The sequence below is a fragment of the Pseudarthrobacter sulfonivorans genome, assembly GCF_024391045.1.
In the GTDB taxonomy this organism is placed as follows: Bacteria; Actinomycetota; Actinomycetes; order Actinomycetales; family Micrococcaceae; genus Arthrobacter; species Arthrobacter sulfonivorans_B.
On the sequence record NZ_JANFCZ010000018.1, the window covers coordinates 40,182 to 56,771 of the forward strand.

15 protein-coding genes and 2 pseudogenes are annotated in these 16,590 nt (G+C 62.1%); 11 read left to right on the forward strand and 6 right to left on the reverse strand.

Features of this window, described 5'->3' with window-relative positions:
* Window positions 1-42 precede the first annotated feature (42 nt).
* From NQJ30_RS12710 to NQJ30_RS12755, 11 genes and pseudogenes are all read left to right on the forward strand, one after another.
* Window positions 43-1,188: an acyl-CoA dehydrogenase family protein gene (locus NQJ30_RS12710; RefSeq protein WP_255770292.1), complete on the forward strand. Its 1,146-nt coding sequence runs from the start codon at window positions 43-45 to the stop codon at window positions 1,186-1,188.
* Window positions 1,189-1,403: 215 nt separating this feature from the next.
* Entirely contained in the window at window positions 1,404-2,267 is an 864-nt protein-coding gene (locus tag NQJ30_RS12715; RefSeq protein WP_255770293.1) for an acetoacetate decarboxylase family protein, read from the forward strand.
* Between the two features lie 195 nt (window positions 2,268-2,462).
* A complete protein-coding gene (locus NQJ30_RS12720; protein WP_255770294.1) occupies window positions 2,463-4,034 on the forward strand; it encodes an AMP-binding protein in 1,572 nt (523 codons plus the stop codon).
* Complete coding sequence (locus NQJ30_RS19065) at window positions 4,031-5,236, forward strand: thiolase family protein (protein WP_255770295.1); 1,206 nt, start codon at window positions 4,031-4,033, stop codon at window positions 5,234-5,236. The genes NQJ30_RS12720 and NQJ30_RS19065 overlap by 4 nt, the downstream gene beginning before the upstream one ends.
* Window positions 5,229-6,014 (forward strand): SDR family NAD(P)-dependent oxidoreductase, encoded by a 786-nt coding sequence (locus NQJ30_RS12730; RefSeq protein WP_255770296.1) that lies wholly within the window; start codon window positions 5,229-5,231, stop codon window positions 6,012-6,014. Before NQJ30_RS19065 ends, NQJ30_RS12730 begins: the two co-directional genes overlap by 8 nt.
* 13 nt (window positions 6,015-6,027) lie before the next feature.
* Window positions 6,028-6,876 carry an enoyl-CoA hydratase/isomerase family protein gene (locus NQJ30_RS12735; protein WP_255770297.1) on the forward strand — a complete coding sequence of 283 codons (849 nt, stop codon included), beginning with the start codon at window positions 6,028-6,030 and terminating at the stop codon, window positions 6,874-6,876.
* A 45-nt stretch (window positions 6,877-6,921) separates the two neighbouring features.
* Window positions 6,922-7,114 (forward strand): annotated as a pseudogene (locus NQJ30_RS19165) (transposase); the annotation flags it as partial.
* 40 nt (window positions 7,115-7,154) lie between these two features.
* Window positions 7,155-7,658, forward strand: coding sequence for a hypothetical protein (locus NQJ30_RS19170; protein ID WP_441339096.1), 504 nt, complete (start codon window positions 7,155-7,157; stop codon window positions 7,656-7,658).
* Between the two features lie 543 nt (window positions 7,659-8,201).
* The gene (locus tag NQJ30_RS12745; RefSeq protein WP_255770298.1) at window positions 8,202-9,023 is read left to right on the forward strand and encodes an ABC transporter ATP-binding protein; all 822 of its coding nucleotides are present in this window, start codon (window positions 8,202-8,204) and stop codon (window positions 9,021-9,023) included.
* 119 nt (window positions 9,024-9,142) lie between these two features.
* A complete protein-coding gene (locus tag NQJ30_RS12750; protein ID WP_255770300.1) occupies window positions 9,143-9,913 on the forward strand; it encodes an ABC transporter permease in 771 nt (256 codons plus the stop codon).
* A 148-nt stretch (window positions 9,914-10,061) separates the two neighbouring features.
* Window positions 10,062-11,108, forward strand: a complete 1,047-nt coding sequence (locus NQJ30_RS12755; RefSeq protein WP_255770301.1) for an ABC transporter substrate-binding protein — start codon at window positions 10,062-10,064, stop codon at window positions 11,106-11,108.
* 83 nt (window positions 11,109-11,191) lie between these two features.
* Here the strand turns inward: NQJ30_RS12755 and NQJ30_RS12760 are convergent.
* The 6 genes and pseudogenes from NQJ30_RS12760 to NQJ30_RS12785 all read right to left on the reverse strand — a co-directional run.
* Window positions 11,192-11,972 (reverse strand): annotated as a pseudogene (locus tag NQJ30_RS12760) (IS30 family transposase); the annotation flags it as partial.
* A 524-nt stretch (window positions 11,973-12,496) separates the two neighbouring features.
* Window positions 12,497-12,895: an acyl-CoA thioesterase gene (locus NQJ30_RS12765; protein ID WP_255770302.1), complete on the reverse strand. Its 399-nt coding sequence runs from the start codon at window positions 12,893-12,895 to the stop codon at window positions 12,497-12,499.
* Window positions 12,896-13,045: 150 nt separating this feature from the next.
* The gene (locus tag NQJ30_RS12770; protein ID WP_255770303.1) at window positions 13,046-13,801 is read right to left on the reverse strand and encodes an SDR family NAD(P)-dependent oxidoreductase; all 756 of its coding nucleotides are present in this window, start codon (window positions 13,799-13,801) and stop codon (window positions 13,046-13,048) included.
* A gap of 149 nt (window positions 13,802-13,950) precedes the next feature.
* A complete protein-coding gene (locus tag NQJ30_RS12775) occupies window positions 13,951-14,592 on the reverse strand; it encodes an alcohol dehydrogenase catalytic domain-containing protein (protein WP_255770304.1) in 642 nt (213 codons plus the stop codon).
* Between the two features lie 248 nt (window positions 14,593-14,840).
* Window positions 14,841-16,031, reverse strand: coding sequence for a flavin reductase (locus NQJ30_RS12780; protein ID WP_255770305.1), 1,191 nt, complete (start codon window positions 16,029-16,031; stop codon window positions 14,841-14,843).
* 88 nt (window positions 16,032-16,119) lie between these two features.
* Window positions 16,120-16,449 carry a hypothetical protein gene (locus NQJ30_RS12785; protein WP_255770306.1) on the reverse strand — a complete coding sequence of 110 codons (330 nt, stop codon included), beginning with the start codon at window positions 16,447-16,449 and terminating at the stop codon, window positions 16,120-16,122.
* Window positions 16,450-16,590 lie beyond the last annotated feature (141 nt).

The window sequence follows — 16,590 nt, forward strand, 5'->3', positions numbered from 1 at the left end:
CATGGATGCGAGCGTTAGCTGCTGAAGATCGAGGAGGAACAGATGAATCGCGGGATCTATGACGAAGAGCACGTGGCATTTCGGGAATCGGTGCGGGCGTTTTTGGACCGGCTAGTGTGGCCGAGGGTCGAAGAATTCATTGAGCTGAAGACGCTGCCCCGCGACCTGTGGCTGGCTGCTGGCGAGCATGAGCTGCTGGGTCTTGAGGTGCCCGAAGAGTTCGGAGGCGTGGCTGCGCAGGACTTTCGGTTTAATGCGGTGCTGACCGAGGAGCTGTCCGGGGTGAATGTCGCGCTGGCATCGGCGTTCGGCATCCACAGCGACATTGTGGCACCGTATCTCACCGAACTAACAACGCCCGAGCAGCAGGAGCGGTGGCTTCCCGGCTTCGCGTCCGGTCGGTTGGTGGGTGCGATTGGGATGACGGAGCCGTCTGGCGGCTCGGACCTCGCCGCGTTGACGACGACGGCCACGCGGGACGGTGATGCGTGGATCCTGAACGGGGCCAAAACATTCATCACCAATGGTGCGTACGCGGATCTGGTGGTGGTGGCCGCACGCACGACCCCGGGGAGTCGCTCGAAAGGGATCTCACTGTTTGTTGTCGAGGCGGGCATGGCTGGCTTCGAGCGGGGGAAGACGCTCGATAAGGTGGGCCAGCCCGAGGCTGCGACCGCTGAGCTGTATTTCGACAATGTGCGAGTGCCGCACGAGAACCTGCTCGGCGAGCTCGATCATGGCTTTCAGCACATGATGGATCGGTTGCCGCAGGAGCGCTTAAACGCGGCGGTATCGAACCTCGCGCACGCGCGTCGCATCTTCCAGGAGACGGTCGCATACGCGGGAGAGCGTCGCGCGTTTGGGCAGGCGATTGGAAGCCACCAGCACAACAAGTTCATGCTGGCGGAGATGGTGACGCGGCTGGACGTGAGCCAGTCCTTCCTTGATGCCTGCGTGCTGGCGCACACGCGCGACGAGCTCACCGCGGTCGACGCGGCGAAGGCGAAGTGGTGGTCGGCGCAGGTGCAGAGCGAAGTGTTAGATCGATGCCTGCAGCTTTTTGGCGGCTATGGGTACATGAATGAGTATCGAGTTGCACGGGCATGGAAGGATGCGCGAGTAACCCGGATCTGGGCCGGCTCCGATGAGATCATGAAGGAGATCATCGGGCGGGATCTCGGGTTCTAAAGTGCTGGGTGATTTGTCCTGGGGAGGGGTCAAGGTCGGCAGCTGCTTGAAGGAGCGCCGTGAATATGGTTAACTAACCGGCAGGTAAAGCATTGCGCGGTCAGAGTTAATGCCACGCTAAAAGGGTCCGGTGCGGGAGATTTCAAGAATGGCCTTGAGTTCTCCGCAACGCACAGAGTGAGTTCGCATTGTTCGAAAGTAATTTGGAGTTAATGATGACCCAGAAGATTGACTTGGATCCGGCAGCTCGGACCATCGACGGGATCCCTAGCGGCATGATGTCGATCTTTGGGCGGTTCCCGGGAAGCGCGAGCCCCTGGACGGGGCCGGCGTTTGAAGAAACGATGTACACGCTGAATTACCTCACCACGAAGGACGCGATCGCGGCCGCTCTCCCGTCGCCCCTGCAGCCGATTGAGGGTGAGGAGCCTATCGCGACGGTGCTGATCGGTCACAACCGACATTGGCGCACCTTCGATGGCAAGTGGAGCAACTACATCGAGGTTGGCTTCTTTCTCCCCTGCGAGTATGTGAGCAAGTCGGGGGAGAAGTACTCGGGCCTGCACCCGCTATGGTTCCTGATGGACAATCGTTCCGGCGACAAGACCGAGGGTGCCGAGATTGCGGTGCTGGGCTATCGGGAGATCTCGGGCTGGCACAAGCAGATCGGCAACGTTCACTTCGGGGGCACCGGTGATCAGGTGCACGCGACGCTGGAAGCCCGCGGTGTGCGCCTGGCGACGCTGGACATGCAGACCCGTGAGGAAGCTGATGTGTCGGAGTTGCCGATGGCCGGGCGTGATTACTGGCTGCTGGTGAAGGAAATTCCGAATTGCGACTTTACCGGGTACGACGTGCGGAAGGTGATCGGTCGCTCGGCGAAGGGATTCAGCCAGCCCGGGTCGGTTACCAACCTCAAGCGAGGTACGGGCACCGTTGAGTTCGGGTATCTCGAGTCCCACCCGATTGCCGGGCTGGAGTGCATCGAGCCGCGGGATGCGCATCAGTTCACCTTCGGCGGAACCGTTGAGGGCACGTTGCACTCATACTTCGAGATCGACGACCTTCTCAAGGACTGAGTCGACACACGTCACGCCGCGCAGGTAGCCGCAGTGTGGCCAACCCTGGGGCAGGCTCGCGCGAGCACATGGGCACTGCCCCAAGGCGGGGAGAGAATGATTCCCGGCAAACATGACTAGTCGGTTAGGCATATTCTGTCTTTACTGACGATCACCCGCAACTATCAAGTCGGACCATATTGAGGAACACCACAAATGAGTGACCCACGGCTGAGAGAATCAACGTTCAGTCAGTATTGCTTGGACGCGTTCCGTCGGCGCGGAAGCAACATCGCCTTTACCCAGGGCAACCGTCACCTCACGGGTAGCGAATGCCACGAACAGACGCTCGCCATCGCTGCAGTGCTTGAAGATAACGGTGTCGCACGGGGAGACGGGGTATGCCTCCTCTCAGGAAACCGCCCAGAGGCGTTCCTCGCGCAGGTGGCTGTCCAGTTGATTGGCGCGCGCTACACAGGTTTGCATCCAATGGGTTCGTTCGCCGACCACGCCTTTGTGGTTGAGAACAGCGAAGCCCGCGTGCTCATCTATGACCCCACTGCGTACTCCGACCGTGCAGTGGCCCTCGAAGCGGCTGCCGCGGGCGTGTCCGTCTTCTCCCTCGGTCCCGGACCCGTTGGAAACGACATTCTTGCGCTCTCCAAGAGCGCCGCGCTCCCCGTCTCGCGCGCCATGGAGAGCGACATCGCCTTCGTCTTTTACACGGGCGGCACCAGTGGAAAGCCCAAGGGCGTGATTCACACGCAGCGTTCCTGGTATCACCAGAGCCTACTAATTCAAAGCTACTGGCAGTGGCCGAGCGATCCCGTGCTGCTGGTCGCCGCACCGATCTCGCACGCGGCTGGTGCGATGGTGGCGCCAGCTCTTGCCCTTGGTGGCCGCGTGGTCTTGGTGGACGGCTTCGCCCCTACCGAGTTCTTACGCACGATCGAGGCGGAGCGAGTGTCGGTCACATTCCTCGTGCCGACCATGCTCTACCATCTCCTCAACCATCCGGAGACGCGACAGCGTGACCTGTCTAGCCTCCAAACGCTCATCTATGGCGCCGCATCGATCACGCTCGAACGCCTCGCCGAAGCTCGCGACCTCTTCGGCGCGATCCTGATGCAGGGGTACGGGCAGACCGAGATTGGAAACGGTGCGCTGCTCCTCCTGAAGCAGGACCACCGGCTCGACGCCCCCGAGATTCTTGCCTCCGCAGGCAGAACTCCCCCCGGCGTCGAAGCCACCATCCTGCTCGATGACGGCACGGATGCCGCGCTGGGTGAGCCCGGCGAGCTGTGCTTCCGATCGGCATCGGTGATGAGCGGCTACTGGAAGCTTCCAGAGCTCACCAGCGAGACTCTGCAGGGTGGTTGGCTGCACACCGGCGACATCGCGGTGCAGGATGCCGCGGGATATATCACCATCGTCGATCGGAAGAAAGACATGTTGATCTCCGGTGGCTTCAATGTCTACCCGAAAGAGGTCGAAGAGGCGCTGAATCAGCATCCGCTGGTGACCGCAGCCGTCGTGGTCGGCATTCCTGACCCCACCTGGGGAGAGGCCGTGGTGGCGCTCATTAAGACGGTCGAGGGCGCGCACGTCGAGCCCGATGAGCTAAAAGCGTGGGTTCGCGAGCACAAGGGGCCTGTTTACACGCCCAAGCATGTCGCGTTTGTCATTGATTTCCCGATGACCGGGCTGGGAAAGATCAACAAGAAGGCTATTCGTCGCGAGTATTCGCATGTCAGCGACCCAGTCGCGGATCCAAGAGGTAAAGAGTGAACGAAGTATATGTTATCGGCGTTGGAATGACGCCGTTCGCGAAGCATTGGAACCGGTCGCTTCGGTCGCTCGCGACCGAAGCGACCACCGGGGCCCTCGACGATGCCGGCGTTTCGGCGAGTGAGGTTGCCTATACGTTCTTTTCGAACGCCGTTGGCGGGGTGGTGACCGGCCAGGAGACCATTCGCGGCCAGGTGGCACTCCGCGATTCCGGGCTGCTCGGCTCGAGCATCTTCAACGTCGAGAACGCGTGCGCCTCCGGCTCATCCGCAGCGCATCTGGCGTGGATGACCGTGGCATCCGGGCAGTCCGAATATGCGCTTGCGGTCGGGGCCGAAAAGCTGACGCACACCGATAAGTCGGTCAGCTTTCGCGCTTTCGCCTCGGGGGTGGATCTTGACGAGGTCGCGGGAGAGGACTATAACCAGGATCGGCTCGCCATCGCGGTCGGCGACGGATCACACTCGCGATTCATGGATATCTACGCCGAGAACGCGCGTGTATTCATGCAGCGCACCGGGATAACGCAGGAGGATCTCGCGCGTGTGGTCGTGAAATCACGAGAGTTCGGCGCGCTCAACGAGCGCGCCCAGTTCCGTGAGCGTCTGACCATTGAAGAGGTGCTCGGAGCGCGAGAGATCAGCTATCCGCTGACCCTTCCCATGTGCTCGCCGATCGGTGACGGCGCCGCTGCACTCGTGTTTGGCACCAAGGCCGCCGCCATCGCGGCGGGTGGCCCCCTGGTTCGCGTCCGGGCCACATCCATCACCTCGGGCACGCCCATGGGCGGATCCAGCCTCGCGCCGACGGTGGCTCGCATCTATGAGGCCGCGAGCATCTCTGGTGCGGATCTTGATGTCATCGAGGTGCACGATGCTGCGGCTCCGGCCGAAATTGAATTCTACGAATCGCTGCAGCTCGCTGAAGCGGCCGATCTGGGGCGCTTTGTCGCGTCCGGCGCAGCCAGCCTGGGTGGCACGCAGTACGTGAACTCAAGCGGTGGTCTGCTTGCAAAGGGGCACCCGGTCGGCGCATCCGGCTGTGCCCAGATCGTAGAGCTGACCGAGCAGCTGAAGGGGCGCGCCGGTGCTCGCCAGCACCCGCGCGCACGACTAGGACTTGCCGTCAATGCTGGCGGTTCGATCGGTGATGACAGTGCGGCGATTGGCGTCACTGTCTTGGAAGGAGTCAAGAATGACTAGTCAGTCCGCGACCAGAGTGGCGCTTGTTACCGGAGCGGGTCAGGGTGTCGGGCGAGAGGTGGTGCACCAGCTGATCCGCAAGGGTGTTGCCAGCGCGGTCATCGTCAACGATTACGTCGCTGAGAAGGCTGAAGCCGTAGCGCAGGACATCCGCGATATTGGCGGCCATGCGGTCGCCGCAGCGTTCGATGTGGGGGACCATGCCCAGGTCGCCGCGGTGTTGCAGCGAGCGACCGCAGAGGTGGGCCCGATCGACATCCTGGTGAACAACGCTGGCAATGGTGGTGCCGGTGGCGCCACGCAGGACTCTGCGCCATTCTGGGAGAGTGATCCTACTGAGTGGCAGCCCTGGATCGACGTCAACCTCACGGGTGTATTCAACTGCACTCACACGGTGCTCGGCGGCATGGTGGAGCGTGGCTACGGCCGTGTCATCACGGTGATCTCCGATGCTGGGCGCGTGGGCGAGCCCAACCTCGTCGTGTACTCAGCCGCGAAGGCGGGGGCTGCGGGCTTCACGCGGGCCATCGCCCGGGCCGGCGGTCGACATGGCGTGACTGCGAACTGCGTTGCGCTGGGTGCTACGCGCACGCCGACGACTGCCTTGGACGGGCTCTCTTCGGAGGATGAGCGCCGCTTTCTCCGGAACTACACCGTGAAGCGCTTTGGGCTGCCCGAGGATGCCGCTGCCGCGATCGTGTTCCTGGCAAGCGAGGAAGCTGGCTGGATAACCACCCAGACGCTCCCCGTAAACGGAGGCTACTCTAGTGCCCTCTAACGCGCCCGCAGCCATGAATAACGCGCCCGCAGCCATGAATAACGCGCCCGCAGCCATGAATCGATGGGAGGCCACGTCTCACGAGTTCACGACGCTCAATGTTCGCCAGTTCGATACTGGCGTGCTCCTCGTTACCCTCGATCGCGAGCGGTCGGCGAACACCATCAGCGCTCAGATGAGCCGGGAGATTCTGCGGCTCGCCGAAGCGGTCACAGAAGACTCCACAGTCCGAGTGGTTGTCTTGACTGGCTCAGGCCGCTTCTTCTGCGCGGGTGCCGATCTGCGCGACCCCACGCTGGGCACCCCGGAATGGGTGAGCCTTGGCCGGCAAGCGGTCGACAGCCTGGAGGCGCTCAGTGTGCCAGTGATTGCGGCAGTGAACGGTCCGGCCTTCGGCGGTGGAACGGAGATTGCGCTCGCGTGCGACTTCCGTATCGCATCAGAAAAGGCGCTGTTCTCGGTTCCCGAGATCAAGATCGGCATGCTGCCCGGGGCTGGCGGCCTCACGCGTCTGCAGTATCTGGTAGGCCCGGCGAAGGCGCGTCGCATGGCCTACAGCGGGTGCGTGGTGGACGCTGCAGAGGCTCGTGTCATGGGTCTGGCCGATGAGGTCGTGGCTGCCGATGAGCTCGTCGACTATGCGCTTACCCGAGCCTCGGAGCTTGCCGAATTTGCACCTTACGCCCTCGCGGCGGCGAAAAAGATCTTTCTGGACAGTATCGGCATGCCGATCGACGAGGCACTGGCCGCCGATTATTACACGCTCGATCACATGGCGACGCCGGAGCAGGTGCAGGAGTACCGCGAGAAGGCTGCCCAGCGCGACCCCGCATACGCCAAGATCTTCAATAAGAACGGCTAGAGCGTGTCTCGTAAAGATTTCTGAGGGAGCTGGGATCGTCGAGAAATGTCACGATTCCAGCTCCCCTCGGACGAACAATTCGCGCTGATCGCTGATCTCTTGCCCGGTCCAACGGGAAAACAATGGCCCTTTCGGTGATGCCAGGCAGATGGTGGAGGGCATCATCTACCGATACCGACGTGGGATCGCCTGGCGCGACCTGCCAGCAGCATTCGGGCTGTGGCAGACGGTCTGGCGTTGGCATGCACGGATGGCTCGCGAGGGAGAGCTGGGATGTCGTGCAGGCCCGCCTGCACGAACTCGCTGTTACGCGCGGGCTCATTGACTGGTCGGTGTCGGTGGACCCGACGATCGCTCCCGCGCATCAGCACGCGACGAACGTGACACGCTTAAAAAGGACCTCTTCGAATTACAAGAATCTGCTGACCGAGCCGCCTGACCACGCGATTGGTTGTTCCTGGGGCGGCCTGTCGACGAAGACGCATCAGCTCGTGGAGGGGCCGTGGTCTCCCGCTCGTGGCGTATGCACGTCGGGGCAGGACTGCGACTCCCCGATGTTCGTGCCGTTGATGGAAAACGTGAGAGTTGGGCGACGTGCACGCCCCGATGCGGCGCTGGGCGACAAAGCCTACTCGTCGCGAGGGAATCGTTCGTATCTGCGTTGTCGCTGTATTGAACCGGTGATTCTCGAGCCCCGTAACCAGCAGGGGCACTGGAAACGACGTGGCGCAAAGGGTGAGGCCACCGAAGTTCGAGCGGAGAAGTATCGGGTCGAAACGTGATCGAGCGTGGCTACTGCCGATTGAAGCAGTGGCGAGGGCTCGTGACCCGGTACGACAAGCTCGCGTTGTGTACCGGGTCACGGTGGTTCTCAGCGCTGTTGTGGCCTGGCTGAACCATTTACTAGACACTCCCTAAACCGCGGAACGGCTCTGGACATCCGTCAGCGGGTCCGGGTGAAGTGAGTCGGACGGTGGCGGCGGTGTTGCTTGGCCTGTGCGCGCCAGCCAACACCGTACCGTCTGGAGGCTTCACCCCTCACAGGTGCATGCAGGCCGGATGCCTCTATTGCGAACCTAGCGTCCGCGCATTAGAGTAACTAACTAGGCAGTTATGTTTAGTTGGTCTGCACACTTGAGCAGCCAGCGCGGTTGGAGTGGACGGCCACCTGATTCCAATTCATAGCGAAGGAGAATCCGTGACGTGTTCTTTTCAAGCGGAGACGCCCATCAAGGCGGCTCGCCCGGAGCATCGTAGAGCTGTGCTCGATGACTGATTTTCCCCCTCATGTAGTGATGACCGATACAAACACGAAGGCAGTGAACATGAGTAATACGGTCAGCGTTGACCATCTGGATGGGCAGTCCCCGCCCCAGATCCAGTATTCGTCGGTGGGACGCAGGTTCGACGGCCCCGTGGGCTCGTTCCAGGCGGTGACCGACATCGAACTCACGATCGAACGCGGTGAGTTCATCTGCGTCATCGGCCCCAGTGGTTGCGGCAAGAGCACGCTGCTGAACATGGCGGCGGGTCTGTTGACCCCGAGCATCGGTGACGTGAGCTATCAGGGCAAGCCTGTTCGCGAGATCAACACCGATGTGGGGTACGTAACCCAGAAAGACTCCCTGCTGCCGTGGCGAACGGTGGCCGGAAACGTCGCCCTTCCCCTCGAACTGCACAACCTGCCCCGATCCGAACGAGGCGACAGGGTGAGCCGGATGCTCAAGCAGGTTGGGCTGTCGAAGTTCGCGGGCCACTACCCCTCGCAGCTCTCAGGCGGAATGCGCAAGCGGGCCATGCTGGCTCAGACTTGGATCTACGAGCCGCACACGCTGCTGATGGACGAGCCCTTCGGCGCTCTTGATGCGCAGCTGCGCACGAACCTCCAGACTGAGCTTCTCGGGAGGTGTGAGCGAGACGGCACGACCGTGGTGTTTGTGACGCACGATCTCGAAGAAGCGATTCTTCTCGCTGACCGGGTTGTGGTCTTCTCGGCGGCTCCCGGACGCATCATCCACGTCGAGAAGATAGAGCTCGAGCGTCCGCGCGACCTCATGGAGCTTCGCACCACCCCCGAGTTCCTCGATGTGTGGAAACGCCTTTGGAACCTCCTAGAAGAACAGATCAACCCCGCAGAGGTCCGCTAATGACTATGAGCAGTAGACAGAGCCCCGCCCTTGCCGACCGCGTACAGAAGCCCGGCGCGGTTTCAGTCGCTCCTTCGGTGTCTCAACAGAAGAAGAATAAGCGTTTCAAACAGCGAGTAGTGACTATCGTGTCGCAGCTCGTCTTGCTGGTCGCGCTACTTCTCCTATGGGAGTTTGGCTCGGGCCCCCCTGGCCAGCCGGGAGTGTTCATTGACATCTTCGCGATGAGCAAGCCCTCAGAGATCTGGGGTGCGCTGGCCACCTATGCAGAGCGTGGCGTGCTGTGGAGCAACATTGCGGTCACGTACAAGATCACACTCATCGGCTTCGTCATCGGTGCGCTCATCGGCTTCGTGTTTGGGCTCGTGCTGGGCCTGAACCGCTACCTGGCCGCCGTGCTGAGCCCATTCATCGCTGCACTGTACTCGACGCCGCGCCTGGCACTCATCCCGGTCTTCATTCTGTGGTTCGGTATCGGCGACGGCTCGAAGATCGCGCTCGTTGCCAGCGTGGTGCTGTTCCTCGTCTTCTTTGCCACCTTTGCTGGCGTCAAGGACGTCGACTCCGAGATTCTCGACCGGATGCGGTTGATGCGAGCCAACGGCTTCGACATCGGGCGTAAGGCGATCCTGCCCTCAGCAACGAACCACATCATTGAGGGGCTGAGCGTCTCGGGGCCAATGGCGCTTGTGGCCGCGGTAACCGCGGAAATGCTCTCGTCGAACAGTGGCATGGGCTTCTTGCTGGTTCGCGCTGCGGGTCAGTTTGACACCGCGGGCGTGTTCGCGAGCATCACGGTGCTGGCGATTATGGGCAGCCTACTCATGGGTGTGACTAAGGTCGCCGAGACGCGACTGCTGCGCTGGAGGGCAACCCCTCGCACCAACTAGCCGGCACCAACGAGCTGACAGCGCTCGCGGGCAGGCGCGCGACAAATCTGTATGTTCCCTGTTTTCCGATCTACCAAACCGTAATTGAAAGGAAGTCCATACTGTGCTCAAGACAAGTCAACGGCGACTCAAGCGAGCAGCGGGGGCTGTGACCGCAGCCGTGCTGGCCATCTCACTGGCGGCCTGCGCCGGCTCGGCGGAGCCCGCCGCCACGGGATCGGCTGAGGGGGGTGCTTCGGCAACGGAGACGATCCGCCTCGCGAACTTCGGTACCTTCCCCAACGCAATGCCACTGATGTGGGCGATCGAGGGCGGGTACTTCGATAAGCAAAACGTCAAGGTCGAGCTGCTCCCTGCGATGCTCAACGCCACCGACATGGTGAACGCTGTGATGAACGACGAAGCCGATCTCGCAATGACCGCACCCTCCGCAATTGCGTTTGCGCGCTCCGCAGGCCGGCCGGCCGTGAATGTCGGCACCGTCATGATGGGGTATTCGCTTGAGATCGGCTTCACCCCCGAGACCGTCGCGAAGCTCGAGGCCAAGGGCATCACCAAGGACTCGCCCCTAAAGGAGCGTGTCGAGGCGTTGAAGGGGATGACCCTTGGCTCCTTCACCGCGGGCTCTTCGACGGACGCGGCGTTCCGGTATCTCGTGAAGGAGAACGGAGTGGATCCCGATCATGATATGACGCTTCAGCCAATTGCTGATCAGGCTGCTCAGGTCGCTGCGCTACGGGCAAAGCGGATCGACGGGCTCGTCGCGACTGCTCCGGGCAACGTCACTGCGGCTGCCGCGAATGGTACGGCCATTACGTGGGACTTCTGGACCGGTGACAAACTCCTGCCCAAGGTCGGAATGATCATCTTCGCCGGTTCGGAAGAATCGATTAAGAAGAAGCCGGAGGCGATTCAGCGCTTCCTCGAAGCGGTCTCCGAGGCCCGTGCAGACATCGTCGCTGGCTTGAGCGCCGAGGACTCGGCGAAGCTCAAGAAGGTCATGGGTGCCGACATGCCGGATGGCGTCTGGCAGACCACGCTCGACTCCCTGTCAAAACTTATGGGTGAGCCCTTCACAATGACCGATGCGTCATGGGAATCGACCATGACGCTGGTGAACCTACAGTCGGACACGCCGATTAAGGTGCCCGCATCGGAGGCCATCAATAACACCTTTGCGGAGCTGATCAAGTAGCTCTATCCTGAAGTTAAGTTGGACAGAACGTCAGGAACCCTGCCATGGGTGAATTCTGGGGGTCGTTGCAACACCGATGGTGTCTAGTTCGTCAATAGTAGGTCACGCAGGCGCTCGGCTGGGGTATCCCAGCCGAGCGTTTTGCGGGGGCGGGCGTTGAGCTCCTGGGCGACGTGCTCGAGGTCCTCGGGACCGTAGACGGACAGGTCCGTGCCGTTGGGGGGAAGTACTGGCGCAGCAGCCCGTTGGTGTTTTCGTTGGACCCGGCGCTGCCAGGGGCTGGCCGGGTCGCAGAAGTAGACGTCCATGTCGGTGGCGATGCTGAAGGCCTTGTATTTGGCCATTTCGGCGCCCTGGTCCCAGGTCAGGGATCCGCGCAGGTGTGCCGGTCAGGTGACCGTGGTCTTGATGAGCCCGTCGCGTACCAATTCGGCGTTGTGGTCGGTGAGCAGGTGCACGAGCATCACGTACCGCGTGGTGCGTTCCACCAGCGCGGCGAGCGCGGATTGGTTGTAGGCGCCGGTGATGAGTTCGCCCCCAGTGGCCCCGGACTGCACGGTCTTCGACCTCGGGGCGTCGTTCGGAGATATTGATCATCGGGTCCCGGAAACGACTGGTGCGTTCCTCCGGTTTCTTGTGGGGCTTGCGGCGGGTCCGCCCGGTGCGCAGGGCGTCCTTGGCCTGGTAGATCGTTTCGTGGCTCACGCGCATCTGCCCATCATCGCGATATTCCTTGATCAGCAAGTTGGAGATCTGTTCGGGCGAGCACCGGGTGAGCAGCTTGTCCTTCACGAAATCCCGCAGCCGCTCGTTGCCGTTCAGCTTACTGACTTTGGGCCGGGGCCGGCGTGCCACAGCGCCCCGGCGTTGACTGGGCGTCCACCAGGGTCTTGCCCTTCAGGGATGCCCGAAGGTCTTCGATGGCGCGTTGGTGGGGCAGGTAGGAGATGTTGCCCAGGGTCTCGTGCTTGACCTTGCCGTCTTGGCGGTAGGGCGGCGTATCAGGGCGGACCGGTATTCGACCTCCACGCCGGCCTTGTTCACCCGGCGGGTGGTGTTAATGGCTACGTGCATGGGCTTGATGTCCGGTTCCATGGCAGCCAAGTACACCTGATAGGCCGGTATTGGAAGGCTTTTAGTGAATATTTTAGGGGCTACAGTTTTCGGCCCAAAACGCGGATTTACTCCGGAACCATGCGGTTCCGGAGTAAATCCCTAACGTAACTTCCGTCTATCGCCCATGCCATGCAATACCCGGGCGGGGCTCGTTGTGGTCACGTATCAAGCCCTCGACGGTGAACCCATCGAGGGCTTGATACGTAGGCGGATCTGCGCCTCGCCCCCTATACATATTGCGCCGTCGTGAAGAGCCTCTCTGAGGCTAGGATTTACTGCTTGAACGCCGTCAACCAGTCGCGCTCCTGATCGGTCATGGGGCGAGACGCGCTCTTGTCCACGAGCACGACGACAACCTCGGCCTCCGCCGCCATCACGTCATCGACCTTCACGGCGTAGTTCAGCTGGAACGAAGATCTGCCGATTCGGCCAACCGAGCAGTTCACGTGCACGAATTCATGCTCCAGCGTGACTGGCATGAGGTACCGTATGCGGGTCTCAGCGACCACAAACCCGCTCGCCATCAGGTCCGAACCGGTTTCTTTGTGCATGCGGGTGAACATAGCCACCCGATTGATTTCGCAGTAGCTCAGGTAGACGGGGCTATTCACATGGCCAAACATGTCAATGTCATTGAAGCGGACGGGCACGTTGACGTGGAACTCGGTCATGTGTTCTCCTTGGGCGTTCCGGAAAAGATTGAAGAGACGAATGGGGGACTCGCGCGGGCGCCCGTGAGAGGATCTTCCGCGAGTGTCAGTGCACATACAAGGTGGCCCGCCTTCTTCTCGAAGGCGGGCTAGTGTGTGCGGCGAAGCCGACTACTGGGGCGCCATCCGAAGCGCGCCATCCATCCGCACCGTCTCGCCGTTCAGGTAGTCGTGCTCGGCGAGCATCGCCACGAGCTGCGCGTATTCGTCAGGGCGCGCCAGACGTGCGGGGAAGGGGACGCCAGCGGCAAGACCAGCGCGGTACTCATCGCTCACGGTGGCCAGCATGGGCGTGTCGACAATGCCGGGGGCGATCGTGTTGACTCGGATGCCGTAACGCGCCAGGTCGCGCGCAGCGACGATCGTCATCGCGACAACGCCACCCTTGGACGCGGCGTAGGCGGCCTGGCCGATCTGCCCCTCGTACGCGGCAACCGACGCCGTGTTGACGATTAGTCCGCGCTGTCCCTGCTCGTCGGCGGTGTTGGTGACCATCTTCTCCGCAGCGAGCCGCATCACGTTGAATGTGCCCACGAGATTGATGTTGATGGTGCGCTGGAACGTCTCGAGGTCGTGCGCACCTCGCGATGAGAGGATGCGCTGTGCCGGTCCGATGCCGGCACAGTTCACCGCGAGTCGCAGCTGTCCATCCTCGATCGCTGCGATTGCCTGCGTGACCTGCGTTTCGTCGGTCACATCGGCTGGCACGTACGTAACCCGGTCGGCCGTCGCGTCTACCCGTGCAATTGATGAGGCCAGGTCGATGCCAACAACGGTGGCGCCCCGCGCGAGCAGGGCCTCCACCGTCGCAGCGCCGAGCCCCGAAGCGGCCCCCGTCACCAGGGCAGTTGTGTTCGTAAGGTCCATGTCAATTCCTTCGTCTTGAAATGCTGAAGTTGAAGAACCGTATGCGCACCATCTGCGCACACCCGCGGCTCAGCGGTTGATCCCTGAGCGTGCTTTGTGAACTCATCACTCCTGTGAAATGGGGAAGACTCCCGTGAGCTTGGGATCGATCACCACGTTGAGGCATGCTCGCCTGGCACCTGTCCCGTCAGCACATCGATTGCGATATCGAGCTGGTCGAAGCCGAAGACGTGCGTGCGCAATCTGCTCAGCGAGTCAACGTTCTTCACGAGGTAGTCCAGCGCGAGACGGAAGGAATGATCGCTAAGGCCCGCCCACGCTCGCAGTGTTCCATTCTTATAGATGAGCGCCAGCATTGCTCCGATGCCGCGCTGCCCAGGACCCAGAATGAGCACTCGATCTCCCACCTTCATTCCGGCCTGGGTAACGGCCCGTTCGAATCCGCCGGCGATCGATTGCCAGAGAGATGCGTCGTATGCGCCGATATGCGAGGGCCCTGTACAAGATCCGTTTTTGGGCACGAAGGCATGCGTGGCGTATCCGCCCCAGAGGCTCGGGGCGACTTCCGTCGCCACGGCGCCGTCGCGGAGACGTTCCTCGCGACCCACCCAGCCGCCGAAGTCGCCAACCATGCAGCGTGCGCACAGCCCGCAGGGGACGAACGCGTTGGGACAGACGCGGTCACCAAGCTCAAGCTCTTGGCGGTTAAACGATTTGGGGCCCATGTCCACGATTGTCCCTACGATCTCGTGGCCGAGGATGCGCGGGCGCCCTTCCCAGGCAATGTCCAAGGGCGCGATACGCTTCAATATCCGAAGCGCACAGGCCATTCGCCTCTGCTTCGAGGAGAACTTCACCCTCACCCAGAGTGGGAAGTTCGAACTCCTCGACCCTGAGCTTTTCGGGCCCATATTGCACTAACGCGGTTGCCATCTTTTTCATGTATTCCAGCTCTCCTTTGAGTTGATAGCGGTGAATGGTGATTCATGCCTCGCCAAAAGGGAGGGTGACCTGGATAGGCCTCGTGGTGGTGTGGGTGTTATCTATGACCCACGCCCACGCCCACGCCCGTAAACCGCTCACTCAGAGCCGCACACGCACGCAGCAGCGCATCCCGCGCACGCTCCACAACCCCCAGATCCAACTCCGCCGGGAACCCATACAGCGTGGGATACAACACCGCCCCATCCACGCCCATCACCGGCGCCGTCATCGTGCGCACCGTCGACGCGGTCTGCTCGTCGAGCTGGCCCGGGTGATCAAGTCGAGAAAACTGCCCACTGACCGCTGTCAGCCGTCGCCCGAGCTCCGGGGTCGGCCCGTACTGCATCATCGCTGCGATGATTTCCTGCGCCTCACGGGCAACCGCGCTCTCAAACGTCACACCCCACCCGTGCCGGCGGATCTCGTCCAGCGCATCGTCCAGCTCGCGGCGCGCCGCTGCAGACAGTTCACCCGGGAGCGCGTCGATCCACGCCTGGCGCGTTGCCGGGGTCCCCCACGCAGCAATCGCGTAGCCAAACGGCGGAGCAAACGGCAGCATCGCTCCCACTGGATCCGCGCCCTTCGTGGCCCCCGCGCTCGCAACGATGCGGACCGCGTCGTCTTCCTGTGCAAAGACCCGGCACTCTAGCCCGAGCTCCGTAGCCAGTTCTTCCAGCGTTTCACGTGCCGCGTCAGCCATCCGCACCGCCTCGCTCAGCGGGCCACGGTTCGCCCACACCAGCGAGCGGGGCGCGAAGGTGCCATAGCCGCCCTGGAAGAACAGCAGCGGCAGCGTCGGCGTCTGCACCTGCAGGTCGAGCACACGCCCCACCACAATCAAGTGGTCGCCCGCGTCGTGAATGTCCTGGATCTCGCAATCGATCCACGCCACTGCGCCCTCCAAGGTCGGGGAGCCCGTCCCCTCGGCCGGCCGCCACGGGGTGTCGCGGAAGCGGTCGGCACCCTTGGCCGCGAAACGGCGACAGAGCTCTTCTTGCCCGCCCGCGAGCACGTTGATGCAGTACCGTCCGGACTCGCGAATCAGGGGGAAGGTGGACGAGCCCTTCTCGGGGAGGAACGCGACGAGCGGGGGATTAATCGAGACCGCGGTGAAGGCGTTGACGACCATTCCGACGGGGGTGCCGTCGTTGATCGCGGTCACGGCCGCAACGCCGGTGGCGAAGTGGCCGAGCACGTTGCGGTAGTGGCGCGGCTCGATCTGGCGAAACTGCGATTCTTCTAGCACGGTGCATGCTCCTCTGTATCAGACGGTAAGAATGGGGGACAACAGGTCAGTGGTCGTCAACTCCGCATGTTTACCTTACCAGTAAAGATTAACGGTGACGATGCTGCACATCGGCGCACCGCCGCTGTTGCTTCCCGTCGGCTGACCCCGGCCCGCGCAGGCGGAAGAACTCCTCGCGTTTTCCCCTCGTCACGCGGACGCTGCGGATGCCGGCAGCCTTGTCCCAGTTATGACACGTATCTTTGCTCAGGCCGAGCTGCCTGGCCGCTTCGGTGACGCTGCCGAATCTTTCCAACACCGTGAAGAATTCGTCTTTCTGTGCCTGCGTGTGCTTCCGGTTGGGCCCGGTCCTCTTCCTGGCCCGCTTGGGCAACGCCCCGGCCTCGTGGACCCACACGTAGCAGGAGGCGGTGCTCATCCCAGCTCCGACGCCGCGGCCGAGACGTTCCCAAGGCGGTCCAGGAGCGTGAAGAACTCGTCCTTCTGAGCCTGCGTATACTCCTGGCAGGGTGCGGAACCCTTCACACCGTACTTGAACTGGATCCCGGCCTGCCGGACT

Excerpts from the sequence above, each read along its gene's own strand:
- NQJ30_RS12710 (WP_255770292.1), top strand. The coding sequence starts at position 43 with ATGAATCGCGGGATCTATGACGAAGAGCACGTGGCATTTCGGGAATCG.
- NQJ30_RS12715 (WP_255770293.1), top strand. The coding sequence starts at position 1,404 with ATGACCCAGAAGATTGACTTGGATCCGGCAGCTCGGACCATCGACGGG.
- NQJ30_RS12720 (WP_255770294.1), top strand. The coding sequence starts at position 2,463 with ATGAGTGACCCACGGCTGAGAGAATCAACGTTCAGTCAGTATTGCTTG.
- NQJ30_RS12730 (WP_255770296.1), top strand. The coding sequence starts at position 5,229 with ATGACTAGTCAGTCCGCGACCAGAGTGGCGCTTGTTACCGGAGCGGGT.
- NQJ30_RS12735 (WP_255770297.1), top strand. The coding sequence starts at position 6,028 with ATGAATAACGCGCCCGCAGCCATGAATAACGCGCCCGCAGCCATGAAT.
- NQJ30_RS12745 (WP_255770298.1), top strand. The coding sequence starts at position 8,202 with ATGAGTAATACGGTCAGCGTTGACCATCTGGATGGGCAGTCCCCGCCC.
- NQJ30_RS12765 (WP_255770302.1), bottom strand. The coding sequence starts at position 12,895 with ATGACCGAGTTCCACGTCAACGTGCCCGTCCGCTTCAATGACATTGAC.
- NQJ30_RS12770 (WP_255770303.1), bottom strand. The coding sequence starts at position 13,801 with ATGGACCTTACGAACACAACTGCCCTGGTGACGGGGGCCGCTTCGGGG.
- NQJ30_RS12785 (WP_255770306.1), bottom strand. The coding sequence starts at position 16,449 with ATGAGCACCGCCTCCTGCTACGTGTGGGTCCACGAGGCCGGGGCGTTG.